Consider the following 21,964-nt stretch of genomic DNA (forward strand, 5'->3'; position numbering starts at 1 on the left):
GTCAGATGACTCCCTGTCCCTGACGCAGGGGAGAGACCCCGGCGAAGTTGGAAAAACCGGTGTGCGGTCCGGTCATGATGGAAGCTGGATCGATGAGCCGGGTCACACGCCCCGCGACGACATGAGCGGCCTGTGTTCGCTCGGAAACCGTACTCTCGACGATGTCCACCACCTTCTCGACCACCACTCCCAGGCTGCGCTGGAGATCGGAGAAGACCACCACCTGTAATTTGGATTCATCCGACGAGTAGAAGCGTTCGTGATGCGGAACCAATCGGATCAGCGGCATGATGCGGCCTCGGTACTGCACGACTTCCTGACGACCGTCGAACTCGACCGAACGCGATTCGATTTCTTCAAGTCGGGAGACGCTGGCCAGCGGAATCGCAGCCCGACTGCCGTCCCCGGGATCGACGACCAGCCAGGCCTGTTGATCGTGTTGACGCTCCGAAGAAGTTGCGTTGATGTCCGCAATGGAAGCATCACGATGGGCAGCGAGGATGTTTGCCTGTTGGGCCAGACCGGTCACATCGAGAATCAATGAGACCGCACCGTCTCCCATGATCGTCGCACCGGCGTAGGCGGGAATCCATTTCAGATGCGGCCCCAGCGGCTTGACGACGATTTCCTGCGTGTCGCGAATCTGATCGACAATCAGACCGAACTGATGGTCTTCCGCCTGCAGAACAATGATGTTCACTGCTTCACCGGAGCGGAGTTCATCGACAGAACGACGTGGTCGAAGCTTGAGCTGTTCGTCCAGAAAGACGATCGGCAGCAGCTTGCCTCGCAGTCGGTAGACCGGAGAGTCGTGAATTAACTCGATATCGCGGCGGGCGCGGTCCCCTTCCAGACGGACCAGTTCCAGCAGACTGACTTGCGGGATGGCGAACCGTTCACTCAGGCAGGTGACGATCAATGCCGGGACGATCGCCAGTGTGAGAGGGATTTTGATTCTCAGAACCGTTCCCTGATGCAGGACGCTGGAGATATCCAGAGTCCCGCCGATCTTCTCAACGTTGGTCTTCACCACGTCCATGCCGACGCCGCGTCCGGAGACGTTGGTCACCTTGGCTGCGGTGGAGAATCCGGGGAGCAGAATGAGCTGCGTCAGCTCACGTTCGCTCATCGTCGCAGCCTGTTCAGCGGTGATCATCCGCTGGCTGATCGCTTTGGCGCGAACCCGTTCCAGATCGATGCCGCCGCCATCGTCACTGATCTCGATATTGACCTGACCACCTTCATGAAACGCACGCAGGAGCAACGTTCCCTCGGGGTTCTTGCCTTTGGCTTCGCGGACTTCCGGAGCTTCAATCCCGTGGTCCACACTGTTGCGAACAATGTGTGTGAGCGGATCTTTAATGGCTTCCAGAATCGTTTTGTCGAGTTCCGCCTCCGCCCCTTCCATCTTGATCTGCACCCGCTTTCCGCAAGCGGCGGAAAGATCACGCACGACGCGGGGCAGTTTGCTCCACGCATTGCTGATGGGCTGCATGCGGGTTTTCATCACGCCGGCCTGCAGCTCGGTCGTGATGTGATTGAGTCGCTGTGATGCGGCAGCGATCGTGGAGTCTTCGCTGGACCGGCTGAATTGGAGAACCTGGTTGCGGGCGAGGACCAGTTCTCCGACCAGATTCATCAGCCGGTCCAGTAATTGTACATCGATGCGGATCGTCGAATCCGTGATGGAACCCGACCGTTCAGTGGTTTCATGTTCGACTTCGACCGGGGAGTCGTTCGAAGGGGATGGAACAGGCTGGCGGGATGCGGGGATCTCTGTGATGATCGTTTCGGCGTGCCCGGTTCCTGGATCCTGTCCGAACTTCGAAAGAACCGGCTGCGAAATGGATTCGATGTGACTCTCACAACGAAGTTCTTCCTCCTGCCTGGAAGTGGTCAGCCCTTCCAGGCTTTCCAGCAGCTGCGTGTATTCCGCGTCCCCTTCCGTCCCGAGGGTTTCGATATTCGCGAGGATGTTGCGGATCGCATCGACCATCGACAGCAGGCCGTCGGCAATCTGGGCGTTCAGTCGCAGGTCGCCATCCCGCAGCGGGACAAGCAGGTTCTCCCCGACATGTGCCACGTGCTCCAGTTTGGGATAGGCCAGGAAGCCGGATGTTCCCTTGATGGTATGAATCGTACGAAAGACGCTGGAGAGCCGCTCACGGTCATCCGGAATGGATTCCAGTGCCACCAGATCACGGTCCAGACGATCCAGGTTCTCGTAACTTTCAACGAGAAATTCTTTGACGATATCGTCCAGCTGTTCCATGGCCCGACCTGTGAAGAAGCAAGATGACAATGCAGCGGGAACACGATGTCTGAGAGACGAAATCTGTCGTCCGAATGCTCAGCGCGAAGCACGGAAGTCTTCGTGATTCCCTGTGCTCATATATCGTTCAGGTTCCAGCTGCTGTTGCGATTTTTCATCATGGGAACCAGCGAAATTTGCCGTTGATGAGGCCCGCAGACAGAGTCTTATGAACATAGGGATGTTCGCAGTCATCACCAGTATGCATGTGGCAGCGGCGCATACGGGGGCTTCCTGCTCACATCCGCGTGGAGGCACCACCACTTCGTTGCTGAAACAGGCTTCCGCGAGCAGTGAATACCTGCACCCGCGTATTTCCAGTTCAAAGCGTGAAAACCTGCCCCGCGCTCTGAGTGTTGCAGTAGATCACCATCAGCTTCCCCCGATTCTTTATACCGACACCAGTAACACTGGATGTGCGTGTCTACTTTGCTTCGGAGGATGTTTCACTCATCCCGAAGCTGCGGGGCGGAATCTTGCAGAAGGGAGGCTGCGATGGGATTGACCATTGCCAACAACGTCTCGTCGTTGACGGCTCAGAATCAGTTGAACAGGGCATCTTCGCGGCTGTCCCGTTCGATCGAACGTCTGTCATCCGGCTTTCGTGTGAACCGTGGAGCGGATGATCCTTCGGGTCTGGTCATCTCCGAACGGCAGCGTGCCCAGATCGCAGGACTGCAGAAAGCCATTGAGAACGCCGACAAAGCTGTCTCACTCGTCCAGACAGCAGAAGGTGCTCTCAGTGAAATCAACACGCTGTTGCTGAAAGTTCGCGGGCTCGCCATCGACTCCGCTAACTCCGGTGTGAACGATGCCGATGCGCAGGCTGCGAATCAGGCAGAGATTCAGAATGCCCTCGCGACCATCGACCGCATTGCAAATAACACGCAGTTCGGAACGAAAAACCTGCTCGACGGCAGTTCCGGCGTCTCCGGCATCTCGAATGACGATGATGTCACATTCCTGAAAGCAGGAAGTGAAACGACCGCCGGGGTGTATCTGGTGAGTGTCACGTCCGCAGCCACACGCGCCGTGGCTGAAGCGGGCACAGACCAGGCGTCCCCGCTGGCCAACGATGAAATTCTGACGATTAATGGCGTCAGCATTTCGTTGAATGCAGGACTGACACAGTCGCAGGTCGTTGACCGCATCAATAGTTTCACAACAACCACCGGGGTGACAGCAGACGTCAACTCTGGAGCCACCCGTCTTTACACCCGGGAGTTTGGAACGGATGCCAAAATCTCGGTGACCTCCAATCAGGCTGCTGCGGCGACGAGTTCGGGATTCGGTTCCTCGGAAATCGCTTCATCGGGAACGGATGTCGTCGGAACCATCGGCGGCACCAGCTTCATTGGAAGCGGCAACATCCTGAAGGCGACGACCGGAGCGGCCAAAGGACTGGTCATTCAGATCGGAGCCAGCGGAAGCGATCCAACCAGCACCGTGTCCGGTGCTCAGGGGAACGTGGCGGTCACCGACAATTCCCTGGTCTTTCAAATCGGCCCGAATCCCAATCAGTCAACCCGCATTTCGATTCCGCAGATCTATGCGAAGTCGCTGGGGGTCGGGGTCGGATCCAATCAGTTCAAGAATCTCGCGGAAATCGATGTCACATCCGCATCGAAAGCACAGGATGCCATCAGCATTATCGACGCAGCGATTTCGGATGTGACCAATCTGCGAGGAGAACTGGGATCGTTCCAGGGGAACACTCTGGAGTCGACCGCAAACAACCTGCGGACCACGCTTGAGAACACCGTCAGCGCGGAGTCAACCATCCGTGACACTGACTTCGCTTCGGAAATTGCCAACTTCACCAAGGAACAGATTCTGGTTCAGGCAGGAACTTCAGTTCTCTCTTCTGCAAACCAGATCCCGCGACAGGTCCTGTCTCTTCTCAACAATCAGTAGTGGCAGTAGTTCCAAGTTCTCCGAGCAATCATCGTGAGAGGTCAGAGGTCGGGGAACAGAGGTCAGAAAACCGCTTGTTTTCCAGTGTTTTTCTGACCTCCGACCTCTGTCCCCTGACCTCTTGTTTCAATTCGATCAGACTTGGCACTACTGAGTGAAGAATTAACAGTCCGGTCTGCCTACTGCTTTCCTTCTGAACCACGTCTTCTTCAATGCAAGGACGCCCGATGTCTACCGTCGAATCACCTCAGTCCGGATGGTCGGCCTCCGCTGAAACGGTCGTTGAGATCTTCATGGAGGAGTTTGGAGTCTCCCTGACCTACGACGCTGTCGGGGTTGAACAGGTGTCGATCTACCTGGAGCTTGCACGCGACATGCTCCTGCAAGCAGAAAGTTCGTCGGCCATCGACTGTTTGGGAGCCTTTCTGGGCGAAGCGTTGATCAGAACCTGCGGCGGCGAGTGGTCCGACGCAAGCGGCTGGTGGGGTGTCCAGCTGACGGAAGGAATCGTGGCCTGCCCCTTCGTTCAGGTCCGCCAGCAACTCATCGCTGGGGAAGAACAGTCCATCATTCGCTACTTCACCTGCCTGCAGAACCTGGCCACTCAACTCGATCTTTCGCCGTCCCGAAGGGTCCAGGCGGAAAATCAGATTCTGATGGAGAAATTGAAGATGGAACTCGCCCTCTGGGCCGAGATTGAACACCGCGAAGCGGTCTGAGCAGCCCCCTTCCCGGCAGAGAGACGGAACGGAGCAGGAAATTCCGATCCCTGGAATTCTGCGAATTCCCATGGTTGATCGCCCCCCGTCACGTCTTTGCGGACAGAGTTCCGCGTTTTTCCCGCCTTTTCAGTGCTTCTTGGGGACTCACGAGAGTTCTTTTGCCCCCTTGAGATCGGGAAACCTTCGTTTTCTCGCCGATTGGAACGTTTCTCGACACGACATTCGGTCCTCCGCGGTCGATCACATCGACTTTCATGCGGAAAAACGCCCGAATCCCCTTCACCCGCTCGAGCAAGCTGCTCTGGAACGCGTACGCCTGTTTTGATGCAGGCCGAGACCCCTTTGCCGTCCGCGTTCGCTTGGCTATCATCCCGACAACGGCGCTCATGCCGTTCCCGAACGTATTAGCTATGGTTATTTCGTCCACACTTGATCGTGGCCGGGGTCCTTGACTGAGATCGCACCGCAAATGAGCTTTGAACTGAGATTGCCCAACATCGGCGAAGGGGTCACCGAGGCGGATATCGCGGAAATTCTCGTTTCCGTAGGAGACGAAGTTGCCGTCAACCAGACCGTCATGGAACTCGAGACCGAAAAAGCGGTTGTCGAACTCCCGTGCCCCCAGGCTGGCCGCGTTGAGAAAATCGTGGTCTCCCCGGGCGACACCGTCAGCGTCGACGCTCTTCTCATGTTGATCGCCACCGGAGAAGGGGGCGCGAAATCAGAATCCAAACCGGAGTCGAAGGACGAAGCCCCGGAGAAAAAGCCAGCTCCCCAGCCTGAAACCAAAGCCGCTCCCGCTCAAAAGGAAGAAAAGCCCGCTCCCCAGACCGAGATCGTCGAAGGGACGATTGAATTCGCCGTTCCTCCGCTGGGAGAAGGGGTCTCTTCAGCCGACATCGCGGAAATCCTCGTCCGCGAGGGTGATGTCATCACGGCCGAACAGGCTGTGATGGAACTGGAAACCGAAAAGGCTGTGGTGGAACTCCCCTGCCCGCATCCGGGCAAGATCAAGAAGATTCACGTCTCCCCCGGCGATACCGTCAACGTGGGGGCCGTCGTCCTGACCATCGAGACGACCAGCAAAGTCGGCTCTTCGGACAAGAAGAAGGAAAATCCCAAGCCCGCAGCACCGGCTCCCAAGCCAGCGGAAGCAAAAGTCGAAAAGGCCCCTGCTCCGCAGGTTCCCGCCAAGTCTTCCCCGGCTCCCCTGGCACAGGAAAAGCCGACCGCAGAATCCGGAAGCCCTGTCCCGGCAGCTCCATCAACACGTCGGCTCGCCCGCCAGCTCGGCGTCGACCTGCAGCAGGTTCGCGGCAGTGGTCGGGGTGGTCGAATCGTTCAGGAAGACGTGCAGAATTACGTCAAAGAGAAGCTGCAGAAGTCGAATCTTCCTGCGAAGGCAGAGACGACCGGCGGCCTGATGGCGGGATCGCTGGCACCTCCTCCGCTCCCGGACTTCTCACGCTACGGCGTGATCGAGCGGGAGAAGATGAGCAAGATCGCCCGCACCGCAGCCGAAAACCTGACGGTCTCCTGGAACGTCATCCCGCACGTCACCCAGCATGACCGCGTCGACATTACCGATCTGGAAGAAGCCCGTAAGCGGTTCGTCTCCGGTGTCGGTAAGAACGGTCCGAAGATCACCATGACCGCCATTGTGATCAAAGCTCTGGCGAAGTGCCTGCAGGCGTATCCGAAGTTCAACAGCAGCCTCGATCCCGAAACCAACGAGATCGTCTACAAGAAGTTCTACAACATCGGTTGTGCCGTCGATACCCCTCACGGTCTGCTTGTGCCGGTCGTCAAGGATTGCGACAAGAAGAGCATTCTCGAAATCGCGATGTCGATTTCTGAACTGGCGGAGAAGGCGCGGGATCGCAAGTTGCCGGTCGCCGACATGCAGGGAGCCACCTGCACGGTGACGAATCTGGGTGGGATCGGCGGAATCGCATTCACCCCCATCGTCAACTACCCGGAAGTCTGCATTCTGGGGATGTGCCGCGGCCAGCAGGAACTCAAGCTGGTTGAGGGGAAAGTGGTCGAACGACTGATGCTGCCACTGAGCCTCTCCTACGACCATCGGGTCATCAACGGTGCTGACGCCGCCCGCTTTATGGTGGCACTCACCAATCTGCTGGGCGATCCGTTTCAGTTAATGGCAATGGTCTGATCCAAATCGGGTCAGGACATCGGGGATAAACACTGTTGTCCCCAAGAAGACAAATGCGTCGGTCGGTCCGAACATCAATCCGGGCCTGCCGACGCATTTTCGTTTCAGTCAGGGTCTTCTTCGGCGAAATCATCAGACTTCAAGAACGTGATCGTCCGCGACGACATAAATGCGGTCCGCCGGCTGCCGTTTGATCAGACCATGATCGACGAAATTGCTGAAGGCGGGCAGCACCAGCGTCTGCTTTCTCTCCAGAAAGCAGGGAAGGTGCAATCGCTCGGGGCCGCACTGCAGCCGGAACTTCGGATGCAGATGGCCAGCGAGCACCGGTGTCTGCCAATCGAAGCAGGGAAAATGAGCCAGTGACAGATGCCGGAAGCGGAAGGGCTCATCGTGGACCTCCATCTCCCATTCCCTGAGCGGAGCACCAGCGTGCAGATCATGATTCCCGCGAATCAGTGTGATGTGCAGCTGTGAATGGGATCGACGCCAGAGAGAAAGCTGTTCGGTCACCCGCTTCGATCGCCCCGGCGAGGCGTGATAAAAGTCGCCCAGAATGACCAGTCTGGTGCATCCTGTCCGGGCGATGGCGGAATTGAGTCGGCTCAGATCAGCCGGCAACACATCCGGCACCGGAAGACCCGCTCGACGAAACGTCTCCTCCTTCCCGATATGCAGGTCGGTCACGAACAGAGTGGATTCCTCACTCCAGAACGCGGCGCGTTCGGGCAGCAATTCCAGTCGACAATCATTGAACTCCAGACTCAAACTTCCTGAAGAAATCCCTGGCATTCCATTGTCCTTCGACGCGACTTCCTGACATTCATGACGCTCAGACATTCCGGTCCTGGGCCTTCGCAACTTTCTCGAGCTGCTCCTGGATACGTCGCACACGGTCGGAGAGCTTTTCGGAGGAAAGCCGCTCGCGCAGCCGGTCGACCATCAATGGAAAACTGAACGGACTGAACCTGGGGAGCGTTCTCCAGACAATCTCCTGGGTCTGCATCGAATTCAGAGTCGCGATCAATCGCGTTTGCTCCAGCTGACGCTCCATCACTTCACGCTCTGCCTGCTTGAGCAGAAGATTCTCCGGATCGTAGTTCTTGAAGACGTCATAGATCAGACCGGTCGAAGCCTGAAGTTGCCGCGCCGACTTTCTCTGATGCGGATACCCTCCGAAGACCAGCCCGGAGATGTGTGCGATCTCCCGGAACTGCCGCTTGGCCATCTCCACCGCGTTCATCGAGTGGAAGATGTCGTCGACAAGATTGTCCGTGGAAAACAGTCCTTCATTCACAGCCTCTTCCACCTGTGCTGGGGAACTGGAGAGAAGCTCGAAACCATAGTCGTTCGCCGAAATGCTGAACGTATTCGCGTTTCTCCGGGCAAGTCGATATGCGAACAGAGTGGCGAGCCCCTCATGCACCAGTCGGCCCGCAAACGGATAGAAATACAGGTGCGAACCTTCCCGGGAGGTCACCCGCTCAATCAGCAACTGATCAAGCTGTGGAACCGCCGACCAGTGTGACTGCAGTCGCAGGAGTGACTCGACCGCCTGCATTTCCGGACCTTCAAATTCGCCCCGTGAAGCCGCATCAAGTCGATGCCGGATGGCACTGGAGAGTTCTGAGGAGAGCGGCATCCGTCCCCCCATCCAGCGAGGAATTCTCGCACCGCTGTTCGACTTCGCCAGACGGACATAGACCCGCGAGTCTTCAATCAACACAACGTCAACAACTCTTCCCCCGAAGAGGAACTGATCTCCCGGCTGCAGCTTGGCGACAAACGATTCTTCCACCGTTCCGATCCGTGGCCCTTTGAGAAACTGCACGGTCATGGATGTCTCACTGACAATCGTGCCGATGGACATGCGGTGTTGCCGGGCCAGTCGCTGATTGTCCAGATGGAACCGGCCGTCATGATCAATGCGGACTTTATGATAGTCCGGATACGCCTGTAACGCGGCTCCCCCCGTGGTGACATAGTCAAGAACCCAGTCCCACTCCTCCGCATTCAGAAACCGATAACTCCAGGTCGACCGGACTTCTTCGAACAGCTCGTCGGGGTCGAAACCTTCTCCCATGGCAAGAGTCACGACATGCTGTGAAAGCACATCCAGCGGACCGGAGGGAGGCATCCGCGATTCGAGGTGACCAGCGATGACAGCATCGCGCGTTGCTGCGAACTCGACCAGTTCCAATGCATTGGTGGGAACGCAGGTGATCCGGCTTAAGAGACCGGGGGAATGCCCGCTTCGCCCGGCTCGCTGCAGCAGCCGGGCCACTCCCTTGGGACTGCCGATCTGAAACACACGTTCAACAGGACTGAAGTCGACCCCCAGATCGAGCGAGGACGTACAGACCACGCACTTCAGACTCCCCTTCCTTAATCCCTGTTCCACCCAGCTGCGAGTCTCGCCGTCGAGCGAGCCGTGATGCAGCGCCATGCGGCCAGCCCAGTCAGGACGCTGTCGCAGAATCGCGTGATACCAGGATTCACAATGCGACCGCGTGTTGGTGAAGATCAAAGAAGAGGCCACCTGATCGATCTGCTCGACGACATCTTTGATCAGCCGCAGTCCCAGATGTCCCGACCAGGGAAATCGCTCCATCGTCTCGGGGATGATGGAATCGATGGCTAATTTCTTGTGCTGCCGCCCTTCGATCAGGCAATGCTTTCCCTCGGTCAGCTGGTTCCCCAGCAGCGATTCCATGGCCAGATCCAGATTGCCGAGAGTCGCGGAAAGTCCCCAGATCTGCAGCTGCGGATTCCATCGTCGCAATCGTGCCAATGCCAATTCCGTCTGGACTCCACGCTTCGTCCCCAGCAACTCATGCCACTCATCGACGATCACATGCGTCAGTCCGTCAAACTGAGCCCGCGATTCCTTTCGAGACAGGAACAACGACAACGACTCCGGGGTCGTCAGCAGAGCGGTCGGAAGGCGGGTTCGTTGGCGATTGCGGGTGGACGTCGAAGTGTCGCTCGTCCGCGTCTCCATGGTCCAGTCAATCTGTAGATCGCTCAATGGACGCTGCAGGGCCTGCTGGGTATCAGCAACCAGCGCCCGCAACGGAGTGATCCAGACAACCCGGCACGGGGGAGAGGTCGTCCGCTGGCGAGGTCCACCGGTCGCCTGCTCCGCCAGCCAGTGAGCCAGCACACCCATCCAGACGGCGTACGTTTTGCCTGTTCCGGTCGTCGCGTGGACCAGACCGCTTTCCCCCCGGGACATCGCACTCCAGCACTGTTTCTGAAACGGAAACGGCTTCCAGTTCCGTTGCTTGAACCAGCTGTTGATCTGCTGCTTCGCGATGGCCCATCCTCGTTGTGAGATTTTCCGGGGCAATGGTTTTGAGGAAGATGCCAGCGTGCTCATGTCTTCACCTCCCCGGACATCAGCGATTTGATTCCCTGCAGCGTGTCTGCCTGATCGGGCTTCTTATCCTGCCTCCATCGCGACATCCGAGGAAAACGGACCGCAATCCCGGACTTGTGTCGTTTCGAAAACTGAATGTTTTCAAACGCCAGTTCGAAGACCAGCTCCGGCTTCACCGAGCGTACGGGACCGAATTTTTCCTGGGTATTCTGCCTCACATAACGATCCACTTCCCGAATCTCGGCATCCGTCAAACCTGAGTAGGCTTTTGCAAACGGGATGAGTTGGCCTTCGTCCCAGACTCCAAAAGTGTAATCCGTATACAGACTCGCCCGCCGTCCGTGTCCCCGCTGTGCGTACATGAGAACCGCATCACAGGTGAACGGATTCACTTTCCATTTCCACCAGATTCCGGTGACGCGTCCAACCGGATACGGGGAGTCCAGTCTCTTCAGCATCACCCCTTCGACATTGGAATCGCGACTCAGGCTGCGCTGCTCCTGCAGCTCGTCCCAGGTTAATCCCGCAACGAGTGGGGACGGGATCACCAGCGAGTCCGTGTTGTTCTCGGCAAGCAGTTGTTCCAGGAGTTCACGCCGTTCTGCGAGCGGGGCAGATCGCCGGTCCTGACCTTCGAATTCCAACAGATCGAATGCCACGAAACGGACGGGCACATCCGTCAGGAGTTTCTTCCCGACCGTTTTTCGACCGATGCGCCGCTGCAGGTCGGCAAAGGGCAACGGGCGATCCCCCTTCCATCCGAGCACCTCTCCGTCGAGCACCGTCCCCTCGGGAAGTGAATCAATCGCAGGCCGGAGTTCCGGAAAGCGATCCAGAATCAATTCTTCCCCGCGCGACCAGAGATAAGACTGGCCGCCGCGACGGATTGCCTGCCCCCGGATGCCGTCCCACTTCCATTCCACCAGCCATAGGGAACGGTCTCCCAGAGATTCCTCACCGGCCTGCAGCGGATGAGCAAGTGCGAACGGATAGGGCTGACTCAAATCCGTTTCGCCCGTGTCGGGAGACATCAGCCGCTCGAAAAATTGCGGAGTTGGTTCCCACTGTCCCATCAGTCGATGGGCGATGATCGGTTGCGGCAATCCACTCGCCAGCGCCAGGGCGCGAATGACCAGCCCGTGCGAGACTCCCACCCGAAAACTCCCAGTCACCAGCTTGTTGAAGACGAATCGCTCATGGACAGCCAGATCATTCCAGGCGGCGTTCAAAGCGTGTCTACGATCCTCTTCGTCCATGCGTGCCAGTGGGCGGATCCGATGTTCGATCCATTCCGAGAGAGTCAAATTCGTCGACCCGGTCGGCTCGGGCAGGAGCAGCGCCATCGTTTCCGCCAGATCACCGACAGATCCGTAGCACTCTTCGAACATCCAGTCGGGAACACCGGCGAGCTCCGCAGCCCACTTCCGTAACAGCCCGGTTGGAATCAGTCGGTTCAATCGCCGCCCGCTCAGAAAGTAGACGGCCCACGCACCGTCAGCGTGGCTGCAGTGGGTGAAATACTGCTGCATCGCCGCCACTTTGACGGTCGTCTTGGTTGTCTCATCGAGAGTCCGATAGAGGTCGGCAAACGATTTCATTCGGACGCCTCCTCTTCCGGGGCAGTGTCGATCTCTGCTGCGGTGTACGAGGGTGTTGATGAAACTTCGTCCGAAGCTTCTTCAGGATCATCGACATCGGCATCGTCCCGCTCGCCAACGTATTCAGTACGAAGCGGAGCAGCGTCGTAGCCAGCGTCGTTCAACCACCGCACCATCGGGGCGGTTCGACCGTGAGTCGCGAGGATCCGTGTGGCTCCCGTCGCCTGAATTGCGGAAAGGAGGCCGGGCCAGTCTGCATGGTCCGACAATACGAATCCGCGGTCGACAGCTCTTCGACGACGCGTTCCGCGAATCTGCATCCATCCCGAGACGAACGCCCGTGAGGCATCACCGAACTTCCGCATCCAGACGCTTCCGTTCGCCGAGGGAGGAGCCACGATCAATGCCCCTTCCCAGTCCTTTGTCCGCTCAAATCGTCCTGCATAGTTCGTTTCCGGCAACGGAATCCCGGTCTCACGGTAATCCTGATTGACCCGTTCGACAGCTCCATGACACAGGATCGGACCGATCGATGGATCAACACCCGCCAGGACTCGCTGGGCCTTCCCCAGTGCGTAAGCGAACACCACAGAGAGCCTGCCCGCTTCGCGACTCGCCCGCCACCAGCGATTGATTTCTGAAAATGTTTCGCTCTGCGGCTGCCAGCGATAGATCGGAAGCCCGAAGGTGCATTCCGTGATGAAGGTGTCACACGGAACCGGTTCGAAAGTGCGGCAGGTGATATCGGGAGCCACTTTGTAGTCGCCCGAGACGGTCCAGACCTCGCCCCGATGTTCCACTCGAATCTGCGCCGACCCCAGCACGTGCCCGGCCGGATGAAACGACACGTGGACGCCGTTCACTGAAATCGTTTCCCCGTACTCGACGGTATCGACCACAGCCTCTGGTCCCATACGGGTCTGCAGCACGTGACGCCCTTCGGTCGTTGTCAGATAGCGGCCACTGCCGCGACGGGCATGGTCGCCGTGCGCATGAGTGATCATGGCCCGAGGCACAGGTCGCCACGGGTCGATATGAAAATCGCCGGCGCTGCAGTAGAGCCCCTCGCGGGTGTTCTGAATCAGATCCGCCATCCCATCTCCCATCGAGGCGAAGTCGGTTGCTGTTTTTGTTTTTGATGCAACCGGAAGCCGTTAATGACCTCCGCGAAATTCGGTTCTGCAGAAGCAGATACAGGGTGAAGAAAAGCTCCCCTGATCCTATGCCTGTCAAAGTCGTTCGACAGGAGGTTTTTCGAAATTTTTTCGACATGGTGATTCAGGCCGGACACGGTGAAATCTCATGGGAATTTCTCTGTGCAAACGTCTCCCATCGACTACAAAAAAAGAACGCCGCAGGAGTGCTGTCTGAATGGATGTCCGTGAGAAACTTGCCATCCTGGCCGATGCTGCCAAGTACGACGCGTCCTGTGCCAGCAGCGGTTCTAAATCCACCCGCTCCGGGAGTCAGATCGGCTCGACCGAGGGGATGGGGATCTGTCACAGCTATACCCCGGACGGACGCTGCGTTTCGCTGCTGAAGATTCTGCTGACGAATTACTGCATCTATGACTGCCAGTACTGCGTGAATCGAATTTCGAGCGACACTCCGCGTGCCCGCTTCACTGTCGAAGAGGTCGTGCGAACCACGCTGCAGTTCTATCAGCGAAACTACATCGAAGGACTGTTTCTCAGCTCGGGGATCATTCAGAACCCGGACTACACGATGGAGCAGCTGGTGCAGGTGGCCCGGCAGCTGCGCGAGGTGCATCGTTTCGGCGGGTACATCCATCTCAAAACGATCCCCGGTGCAGCGGAAGAGTTAATCGCTGCTGCCGGTCGCTGGGCCGACCGTCTCAGCGTGAATATCGAACTTCCGACTCCTGCCGATCTGGTTCAGCTGGCCCCCGAGAAGAAGTCCGACGAAATTCATTCCGCCATGGCAACGGTGAAAGTGCGGATTGACGACCATCAAACCGAAAAGAAGGCTGGCTTCAAAATCCCGCCGTTCACTCCGGCCGGGCAGAGCACTCAAATGATCGTCGGGGCAACTCCCACTCCAGATCGCGAGATCCTCGACACCGCTTCTTCCCTCTATGAGACGCACCGACTTCGACGCGTTTACTACTCGGCCTACAGCCCCATTCCTCACGCGGACGCACGGCTCCCCGGCAAGAGTCCGCCGCTTGTTCGCGAACACCGTCTGTATCAGGCCGACTGGCTGCTGAGATTTTACGGCTTTCGTGCTGAGGAAATCGTTGTCGAGTCAGATCAGAATCTAGCCCTCGATGTCGATCCGAAACTCGCCTGGGCACTGACGCACCGGGAGTTTTTCCCAGTAAACGTGAATACGGCGGATCGTGAGTTGCTGTTGCGCATTCCCGGAATCGGAGTCCGGAATGTAGGTCGGATTCTGAAGATCCGCCGTCATCGCGCCCTGCGCGTGGAAGACCTGAAGAAGCTGCGAATCTCCTGGAAGAAAGCGGGCCCCTTCGTCATCACCGCGAACAGTAATCCGGACCTGCTCCTTCTCGATCAACAGCATCTGCGAAGACGTTTCATCCCGAAACAGAAGCAGCTCCTGCTCTTTGATCCCGACATCACTCTTCCGGGGGAACTGTGATGCAGCTCATCAGCGTCGACAACTTTGACAATTGGCGAAATGCAGCCAGAGCCGCATTGCTTCTATCACTCTCCCCCGCGGAAATTCAATTCGTCGATGGCCGTCAGAGCCCGACGTTATTTGCGACGACCGCAGAAACGTTTATTGAAACTGCCGGCGTATCCAACAACCGACAACCGTTTCGTGTCCCCCCTGAATTTCTTGAACGGGCGAAGATGGCTGCGTGTCATCGAGACGGACAACGCTTTCAACTCCTGTACCGTCTGCTGTGGCGACTGACGCACGACGAGCCCGCGTTACTCGAAGTCACCACGGATGATGACGTTTATCGTCTGACCATGCTGGAAAAGGCCGTTCGTCGTGATGCTCATAAAATGAAGGCGTTTGTCCGATTCAGAAAAGTTCAGGAAGACCAAAAGGAACAGTTCATCGCGTGGCATCGACCAGACCATGACATCGTCCAACTGGTCGCCCCTTTCTTCTCACGACGATTTCCAAAAATGAACTGGGCGATTCTGACCCCCGACCGCTCAGTCTTCTGGGATCAGGAAAAACTAACCTACGGGCCCGGCGTCCCCGCCAGCGAAGCACCGCAGGGAGACGAGCTTGAGGACCTGTGGCGAGTCTATTACGCCAACATCTTCAACCCGGCCCGCATCAACCTGAAGATGATGACCCAGGAGATGCCGCGACGGCATTGGAAGACGTTGCCTGAAGCGGACATCATTCACAATCTGATCGCGGAATCGTCAGTCAGGGTGGAAACCATGATCCAGCATCAGGAGGGTTCGAACAGAAGTGCTGCCGATTTTCTGCCCGACCGATTGAACTATTCAGCCCTCCGCAGAGCGGCTGCCCATTGCGAAGGATGCGATCTCTTTAAAGATGCGACACACACGGTGTTTGGAGAGGGTCCGGTGAAGGCCGGGCTTGTGTTCGTCGGGGAACAGCCGGGGGATCAGGAGGACCTCGCCGGCAAACCGTTCGTTGGCCCGGCGGGAGAAGTGCTCGATCGGATTCTGGACTCGGTGGGGATCGACCGTTCGAAAATCTATGTGACCAATTCGGTCAAGCATTTCAAATTCACGATGTCCGGAACACGACGCCTGCACGCGAAACCCTCCGCTCGCGAGATGTCCGCCTGCCGACCGTGGCTGACCAGCGAACTGAAACTGATTCGCCCTGACGTGCTTGTCTGCCTGGGGGCGACGGCCGCTCAGTCGGTCATCGGACGAAGCTTCAAGCTCACGGAAAATCTCGGCCAGATCGTCAGCACCGATTTCTGTGCGAACACCCTGGCCACATTCCATCCCTCTGCGATCCTCCGCATGCCGGACAAGGTTCGCAGGGAAGAACTGACACAGCAGCTGACGCGGGATTTGAAGCTCGCTGCTCAGATGCTGACGCGAGAAACTCGCAGCGATGAAGCCACTTGAACGGGTCTGTTCAGGTCACCAGCACCCCGGACGTTCTGCCTTATCCGGATTCTGCTCTTCCACCGAAAGATCCAATTCACTGGATATGATGCGTTTCCGCCCTTGTGAGCGGGAAATGGGCTTGCGGTCAACGCGGCTTGACATCAGATTGTGTCATGCGCTTCCGGACAGCTTTCTGACAGACAACAGCGATTGATCCATGACTGAGAAGACCTTCGATGTGGTTGTAATCGGGACCGGCCCTGGCGGAGAAGGGGCAGCCATGCAGGCCACGAAGCTTGGCAAATCCGTGGCGGTCATCGAACGGCACGGCTCCATCGGCGGGGGATGCACGCACTGGGGAACCATCCCCAGCAAGGCCCTGCGATTCGCCATCTTTCAGGCGACTCAGTTCTTCCACAGCAAGATGTTTCGCGAGTCGGCAACGACTGCCAGCATCCCTGACTTCCCCGCACTGCGCCGCAGCGCCAGTTCGGTGATCGAGAAGCAGGTCGACATGCGGAACAGTTTCTACGAACGCAACGACGTCCCCATCATTTTCGGGCACGCTGTGTTTGTTGATCCACACACCATCGAAGTGCGTGATGAATACGGCGGCAAGCGCCGCCTCAACGCGAGTATGTTCGTCATCGCGACCGGATCCCGTCCGTACCGCCCGGCGGATATCGATTTCAGCCATCCGCTCGTGTGCGACAGTGATACCATTCTGAATCTGAATCACACTCCCAAGTCGATCACCATTTACGGTGCCGGAGTGATCGGATGTGAATACGCATCGATGTTTCGCAACCTCGGCGTGAAGGTCAACCTGATCAACACACGTGGGAAGCTGCTGGAATTTCTGGATGACGAAATCATCGATGCACTCAGCTATCACCTGCGCGAGCGCGGCTGCCTGATTCGCCACAACGAATCCTATGAGAAAGTTCAGACCGCGGACGACGGTGTGATCCTGCACCTCAAGTCCGGGAAGCAGATCAAAACAGACATCCTGTTCTGGGCCGCCGGACGAACAGGGAATACCGAAAACATCGGGCTGGAGGCGCTGAATATCCCGATTGATAACCGGGGGTATATTCAGACCAACGAAGACTTCCAGACACCTGTGCCGCACATCTATGCCGTTGGCGATGTAGTCGGAATCCCGTCACTGGCGAGCGCCGCGTACGTTCAGGGCCGATACGCTGCGCATCACGGAATCAACGGCAGCTGCGAACGGGCAATGATCCGTGACATTCCCACCGGGATTTACACTTCCCCGGAAATCAGTTCGATCGGAAGGACAGAGCGAGAACTGACAGCGGAAGGGGTCCCTTACGAAGTCGGACATTCGATGTTCAAAAGCATGGCCCGCGCCCAGATCACCGGACAGACGACCGGCATGCTTAAGATTCTGTTTCACCGTGAGACGCTGCAGATTCTGGGAATTCACTGCTTCGGATCGACAGCTTCCGAGATCATCCACATTGGGCAGGCGATCATGTCGCAGCCGGGAGAGAACAACTCTCTGATGTACTTTGTGAACTCAACGTTCAACTATCCGACCATGGCGGAAGCGTACCGCGTCGCTGCACTCAACGGATTGAATCGACTGTTCTAGAACAGTTTGGTCTATCATGTGCAGGCGATTCAGGATTTTCACCGCATGAAAGTCCATATTATCGCCTGCGGAACGGAATAGATTATTGTCAAAACCGCTCTAATGCAGAGAGCCGCGAAGAACTGACACTCCGAATACGAAGCGTGAACGACTGCATTCTTTACGCGCGGACGTCCGGAGACACGGTTCTTGTCATCTCTTCCAGTCGCTGAACAATGCTGGTGAAGAGCTGTGACGTTCCGTCCAGAATTCCTTCCATCTCGGCCAGCCAGAGCCCGTCTGTCGCCAGTTGGACGATCGCCAGCGAGATGGGATCTGCTCCACCGGGCTGCGTGGAATGAATCAGATTCGTCAGGAAGTTCCGCCACAGACTGCGCATTGTCGCGTTCTGTCGATCTTCCACAGCGATGATCTTGCACAGACGGGACGAGGGCTCTTCGCTGCGTTGAGTCGCCACCCGCAGATAGGCACGCGTGAGTCGACCGGCCTCCACCGGATCCTCACTGACCGCACGGCGCCAGTGTTCGAGAAACTGTTCGTGCAGGTCGATCACCAGGGCATCGATGAGATGCTGCTTGCTGGGAAAATGATGCAGCAGGCCCCCTTTGCTGACCCCGGCCGCCTTGGCCACCAGATCCAGCGTGAACCCAGCCATCCCCTTTTCCACGAGAATTGTCGCAGAAACTTCGAGGAGCTTGTGACGAGTCTCGGCTGGCTGGCGTTTTGTTGAATCTGTGGTTGTCATGCGGAAAGGTCTCCTCCTGAAGCCATTCTCTCGACCGGACACTCTCGTGATGCAGCCTCGGTCCTGTCCCTGCTCAGTCGCTGCCAAACGGACCGCTGTCGCTGCAGTTGAATCGGCTGATCGCGATCAGTATGCGTTCCCATGACGTTCCCTTCAATGGGTCGCGAGCTTGACGGACGGATGGCCGTGTCCGTGGCCTCCATTCAAAGCAGGTTTGTCCCCTGACATCTCTTCGTCCTGATCCTCCTCCTGCGATCGGCGGGACTTGTGTCCGTACAGCTTCTCGCTCAGTGTCTGCATCACCAGATAGAAGACCGGAACAAAGAAAACAGCCAGAAGCGTCGCTGCAATCATACCACCAAACACGGCGGTTCCCAGAGAACGACGGCTGGCCGCTCCGGCACCGTTCGCAATCACCAGCGGAAAGATCCCAAGAATGAAAGCGAACGATGTCATGAGAATCGGACGGAACCGCATCCGTGCCGCTTCCACAGCCGCATCACGGATACTCAATCCCTGATCGCGGAGATCCCTCGCGAACTCCACGATCAGAATCGCGTTCTTACTGGCAAGTGCGATGATCAACACGATTCCAATCTGCGTGTAGATGTTGTTGTCCATTCCGCGAACCGCGACAGCAGCCACAGTCCCCAGCAACGCCAGCGGCACCACGAGAATCACCGCTGCCGGCAGGAACCAGTTTTCGTACTGGGCTGCCAGCACCAGATACACCATCAGCACGGCCATGCCGAAGACGTAAAACGCCTGTCCGCTGACCCGTTTTTCTTGATACGACATTCCACTCCATTCGTATCCCATCCCCGGCGGAAGATTGTCATCGGCAATCTTCTCCATGATCTCCATGGCCTGACCGGAACTGAAACCGGGAGAGGCATTGCCGTTGATGGTCACGCTGGGGTACAGGTTGTAGCGGGGAATCATCTGCGGGCCGGTGGTCTGTTTCACCTTGACGAAGGCCCCCAGCGGAATCATCTCCCCTTTTTCGTTTCGAACTTCCAGTCGCCGGATATCTTCGGGCCGACGACGATACTGTTGATCAGCCTGCACCTGCACCTGCCACGTGCGGCCGAACTTGTTGAAGTCATTCACATACGCGGACCCCAGTGATGCCTGCAGCGTTGAAAAGACAGTCGACAGCGGGATTCCCAGGCTCATCGCCTTCTCGCGATCGATGTCGACATACAGCTGCGGGACGCCCGCCCGGAAGGACGTCTGAAGACTTGAAAGCGAAGACTGCTTCATTCCCTGCGCGATGATTTCATCCGCCACAAACTGCATCGATTCCAGTCCCAGGTTGCTGCGATCCTGCAGACGGAATTCGAATCCACCCGTCTGTCCGAGACCTTCGATGGCCGGAGGGGGAAACGCAAAGACAATCGCTTCGGGAATCTGAGAGATCCGCCCGTAAAGCCCGCCAATGATGGCATCCATCGACTGTGCGGGATCCTTCAGCCGTTCATGTCGCGGCTCGAACGTCATGAACATGGTCACTGCATTGGGGAAGTTGGTTCCGTCCAGCAATGACATCCCGCCGATCGTGAACCAGTCTTTCACCCCGGGAGTTTCCGACAGAATCTGATTGAGCTGCTTGATGACTTCTTCCGTTCGCTCCAGTGAAGCGGAGTCATCCAGCATCCCCGCCAGAATGGCGTAGCCCTGATCTTCCGGCGGCACAAAGCTGGAGGGGAGTTTGGTGAACCAATACCCGGTCCCCACGGCAATCACGACGAACAAGACCATCATGGCTGTGGCGTGAGGGAGAATGGCCTTCACGATTCGGGTATAGATGCGTTCACAAAAGTCATACGCGTAGTTGAAGGCCCTGAAGAAAATGTTCTTCCGAGCGGGAGTCGGCCGCAGGTAGACCGCACACTGGGCCGGCTTCAATGTCACAGCGTTGATCGCACTGATAACCGCAGTCGCAGCGATCGTCAGAGCGAACTGCTGATACAGTTTCCCCGTGATCCCGGACATGAAGATAGTCGGGACGAACACTGCCATCAGCACCAACGTAATCCCGATGACCGGACCGATCACTTCTCCCATCGCCTTGATGGTGGCAGGTCGCGGGGCCAGTTGATTCCGGTCAATGTGATGGACCGCGTTTTCGACGATCACGATCGCATCGTCCACCACGATCCCGATAGCGAGCACCAGACCGAACAGCGTCAGCATGTTGATCGAGAAGCCCAGAGCAGCCATCGCTGCAAACGCACCGATGATCGTCACCGGAACAGTCGTCGCGGGAATGAGCACCGCCCGCCAGTCCTGCAGAAACACGAGGATCACCACCAGCACGAGTACGCCCGCTTCAAACAGCGTGTGATACACCTCGTGAATCGACTCTTCAACGAACTCCGTCGGGTTGAAAGCGATATTGTAGGCCACTCCCTGCGGCAACGTGTGGGCGATTTCCTCCATCTGCTTCTCGACAGCCTTTGCCACGCTCAGCGAGTTGGCTCCCGGCAACTGGAACACAGCGACCCCTGCGGACGGCCTGCCGCTCACTTCCATCCATGTGGCGTACGACTGGGCTCCCAGTTCGATCGTGGCGACATCCTTCACCCGGGTCAGTCGGACGCCGGTTTCCCCTTCCGGGACCGACTTCACGATGATCTCCCCGAACTCCTCGGGATTGCTGAACCGTCCTTGAGTCGACACCGTGAACTGATTGTTCTGATCGCTCTTTGCGGGACGTTGACCGACCTGTCCGGCAGCCACCTGAACGTTCTGCGAACTGATTGCAGCGATGACGTCATCGGTTGTCAGTTCGCGGGCCTTCAGTTTCTCCGTATCCAGCCAGACCCGCATCCCGTAGACGCTGCTGCCGAACACCTGAGTGTTCCCGACCCCCGGAACGCGGCTGAGAATATCCTTGACCTGAATTTCGGCGAAATTGCTCAGATACAGACCATCATGTTCGTCATTCGGCGACGTCAGACCAATGACGATCACCATGTTGGTCGACTGTTTAACGGTGGTCACCCCCAGTCGCTGGACTTCCTGCGGCAGTCGCGGCAAGGCGGTCGCGACCCGGTTCTGCACCAGCACCTGAGACTGGTCGAGATTGGAACCGACTTCGAACGTCACCGTCAGCGTATACGTCCCGTTGTCGGAACAGACCGAGTTCATGTAGATCATGTTCTCGACGCCGTTGACCGCCTGTTCGAGCGGACCGGCAACGGTGTCTGCCAGCACCTTGGCGTTGGCTCCGGGGTAATTCGCCACCACCTGCACCGTCGGCGGAGTCAGCTTGGGATACTGCTCCACCGGCAAGGTGTACAGCGAGATCCCCCCAATGATCATCGTGACAATCGCGATCACGTTCGCGAAGATCGGACGATCAATAAAGAATCGGTAAAGCATGGAAAGCAGAGACTGTTAAAGACACATGGAATTCGAAAGCACCCATTCGAATTCCGGAGTTTGACATGAACTCATCC

At 57.4% G+C, this 21,964-nt stretch carries 13 protein-coding genes; 6 read left to right on the top strand and 7 right to left on the bottom strand.

Annotated features, from left to right (window positions below):
* Window position 1: 1 nt before the first annotated feature.
* Window positions 2-2,272, bottom strand: coding sequence for a chemotaxis protein CheA (locus SH661x_RS16410; RefSeq protein ID WP_437223602.1), 2,271 nt, complete (start codon window positions 2,270-2,272; stop codon window positions 2-4).
* A gap of 534 nt (window positions 2,273-2,806) precedes the next feature.
* Here SH661x_RS16410 and SH661x_RS16415 point away from each other — a divergent pair.
* From SH661x_RS16415 to SH661x_RS16425, 3 genes are all read left to right on the top strand, one after another.
* On the top strand, window positions 2,807-4,225 hold the full coding sequence (locus tag SH661x_RS16415) for a flagellin (protein WP_437223605.1): 1,419 nt from the start codon (window positions 2,807-2,809) through the stop codon (window positions 4,223-4,225).
* Between the two features lie 227 nt (window positions 4,226-4,452).
* Complete coding sequence (locus SH661x_RS16420) at window positions 4,453-4,944, top strand: hypothetical protein (RefSeq protein ID WP_437223608.1); 492 nt, start codon at window positions 4,453-4,455, stop codon at window positions 4,942-4,944.
* A 472-nt stretch (window positions 4,945-5,416) separates the two neighbouring features.
* A complete protein-coding gene (locus tag SH661x_RS16425; protein WP_437223610.1) occupies window positions 5,417-7,120 on the top strand; it encodes a 2-oxo acid dehydrogenase subunit E2 in 1,704 nt (567 codons plus the stop codon).
* A gap of 132 nt (window positions 7,121-7,252) precedes the next feature.
* Here SH661x_RS16425 and pdeM read toward each other — a convergent pair whose 3' ends face one another.
* The 4 genes from pdeM to SH661x_RS16445 are packed head-to-tail and all read right to left on the bottom strand — an operon-like array spanning window position 7,253 to window position 13,191.
* A complete protein-coding gene (pdeM, locus tag SH661x_RS16430) occupies window positions 7,253-7,912 on the bottom strand; it encodes a ligase-associated DNA damage response endonuclease PdeM (RefSeq protein ID WP_437223613.1) in 660 nt (219 codons plus the stop codon).
* A 40-nt stretch (window positions 7,913-7,952) separates the two neighbouring features.
* Window positions 7,953-10,499 (bottom strand): ligase-associated DNA damage response DEXH box helicase, encoded by a 2,547-nt coding sequence (locus SH661x_RS16435; RefSeq protein ID WP_437223615.1) that lies wholly within the window; start codon window positions 10,497-10,499, stop codon window positions 7,953-7,955.
* Entirely contained in the window at window positions 10,496-12,097 is a 1,602-nt protein-coding gene (locus SH661x_RS16440) for an ATP-dependent DNA ligase (RefSeq protein ID WP_437223618.1), read from the bottom strand. Before SH661x_RS16440 ends, SH661x_RS16435 begins: the two co-directional genes overlap by 4 nt.
* Complete coding sequence (locus tag SH661x_RS16445) at window positions 12,094-13,191, bottom strand: ligase-associated DNA damage response exonuclease (RefSeq protein ID WP_437223620.1); 1,098 nt, start codon at window positions 13,189-13,191, stop codon at window positions 12,094-12,096. Before SH661x_RS16445 ends, SH661x_RS16440 begins: the two co-directional genes overlap by 4 nt.
* Before the next feature lie 277 nt (window positions 13,192-13,468).
* Here SH661x_RS16445 and SH661x_RS16450 point away from each other — a divergent pair, with 277 nt between their 5' ends.
* From SH661x_RS16450 to sthA, 3 genes are all read left to right on the top strand, one after another.
* Window positions 13,469-14,719, top strand: a complete 1,251-nt coding sequence (locus SH661x_RS16450) for a putative DNA modification/repair radical SAM protein (protein ID WP_437223623.1) — start codon at window positions 13,469-13,471, stop codon at window positions 14,717-14,719.
* Complete coding sequence (locus SH661x_RS16455) at window positions 14,719-16,155, top strand: UdgX family uracil-DNA binding protein (RefSeq protein WP_437223625.1); 1,437 nt, start codon at window positions 14,719-14,721, stop codon at window positions 16,153-16,155. Before SH661x_RS16450 ends, SH661x_RS16455 begins: the two co-directional genes overlap by 1 nt.
* A gap of 199 nt (window positions 16,156-16,354) precedes the next feature.
* Entirely contained in the window at window positions 16,355-17,755 is a 1,401-nt protein-coding gene (sthA, locus tag SH661x_RS16460) for a Si-specific NAD(P)(+) transhydrogenase (protein ID WP_437223628.1), read from the top strand.
* A gap of 160 nt (window positions 17,756-17,915) precedes the next feature.
* On the opposite strand, the gene SH661x_RS16465 is transcribed toward sthA, so the two are convergent.
* Together SH661x_RS16465 and SH661x_RS16470 are read right to left on the bottom strand one after the other, a co-directional pair.
* Window positions 17,916-18,500, bottom strand: coding sequence for a TetR/AcrR family transcriptional regulator (locus SH661x_RS16465; RefSeq protein WP_437223631.1), 585 nt, complete (start codon window positions 18,498-18,500; stop codon window positions 17,916-17,918).
* Window positions 18,501-18,653: 153 nt separating this feature from the next.
* Entirely contained in the window at window positions 18,654-21,887 is a 3,234-nt protein-coding gene (locus SH661x_RS16470) for an efflux RND transporter permease subunit (protein ID WP_437223634.1), read from the bottom strand.
* Between the last annotated feature and the right edge of the window lie 77 nt (window positions 21,888-21,964).

The sequence above is a fragment of the Planctomicrobium stercoris genome, from assembly GCF_051465655.1.
GTDB lineage: Bacteria > Planctomycetota > Planctomycetia > Planctomycetales > Planctomycetaceae > Planctomicrobium.

Bases quoted from the DNA above. Each gene is read 5' to 3' on its own strand.
- SH661x_RS16410 (WP_437223602.1), bottom strand. From the start codon at position 2,272: ATGGAACAGCTGGACGATATCGTCAAAGAATTTCTCGTTGAAAGTTAC.
- SH661x_RS16415 (WP_437223605.1), top strand. From the start codon at position 2,807: ATGGGATTGACCATTGCCAACAACGTCTCGTCGTTGACGGCTCAGAAT.
- SH661x_RS16420 (WP_437223608.1), top strand. From the start codon at position 4,453: ATGTCTACCGTCGAATCACCTCAGTCCGGATGGTCGGCCTCCGCTGAA.
- SH661x_RS16425 (WP_437223610.1), top strand. From the start codon at position 5,417: ATGAGCTTTGAACTGAGATTGCCCAACATCGGCGAAGGGGTCACCGAG.
- pdeM (WP_437223613.1), bottom strand. From the start codon at position 7,912: ATGCCAGGGATTTCTTCAGGAAGTTTGAGTCTGGAGTTCAATGATTGT.
- SH661x_RS16435 (WP_437223615.1), bottom strand. From the start codon at position 10,499: ATGAGCACGCTGGCATCTTCCTCAAAACCATTGCCCCGGAAAATCTCA.
- SH661x_RS16440 (WP_437223618.1), bottom strand. From the start codon at position 12,097: ATGAAATCGTTTGCCGACCTCTATCGGACTCTCGATGAGACAACCAAG.
- SH661x_RS16445 (WP_437223620.1), bottom strand. From the start codon at position 13,191: ATGGCGGATCTGATTCAGAACACCCGCGAGGGGCTCTACTGCAGCGCC.
- SH661x_RS16450 (WP_437223623.1), top strand. From the start codon at position 13,469: ATGGATGTCCGTGAGAAACTTGCCATCCTGGCCGATGCTGCCAAGTAC.
- SH661x_RS16455 (WP_437223625.1), top strand. From the start codon at position 14,719: ATGCAGCTCATCAGCGTCGACAACTTTGACAATTGGCGAAATGCAGCC.
- sthA (WP_437223628.1), top strand. From the start codon at position 16,355: ATGACTGAGAAGACCTTCGATGTGGTTGTAATCGGGACCGGCCCTGGC.
- SH661x_RS16465 (WP_437223631.1), bottom strand. From the start codon at position 18,500: ATGACAACCACAGATTCAACAAAACGCCAGCCAGCCGAGACTCGTCAC.
- SH661x_RS16470 (WP_437223634.1), bottom strand. From the start codon at position 21,887: ATGCTTTACCGATTCTTTATTGATCGTCCGATCTTCGCGAACGTGATC.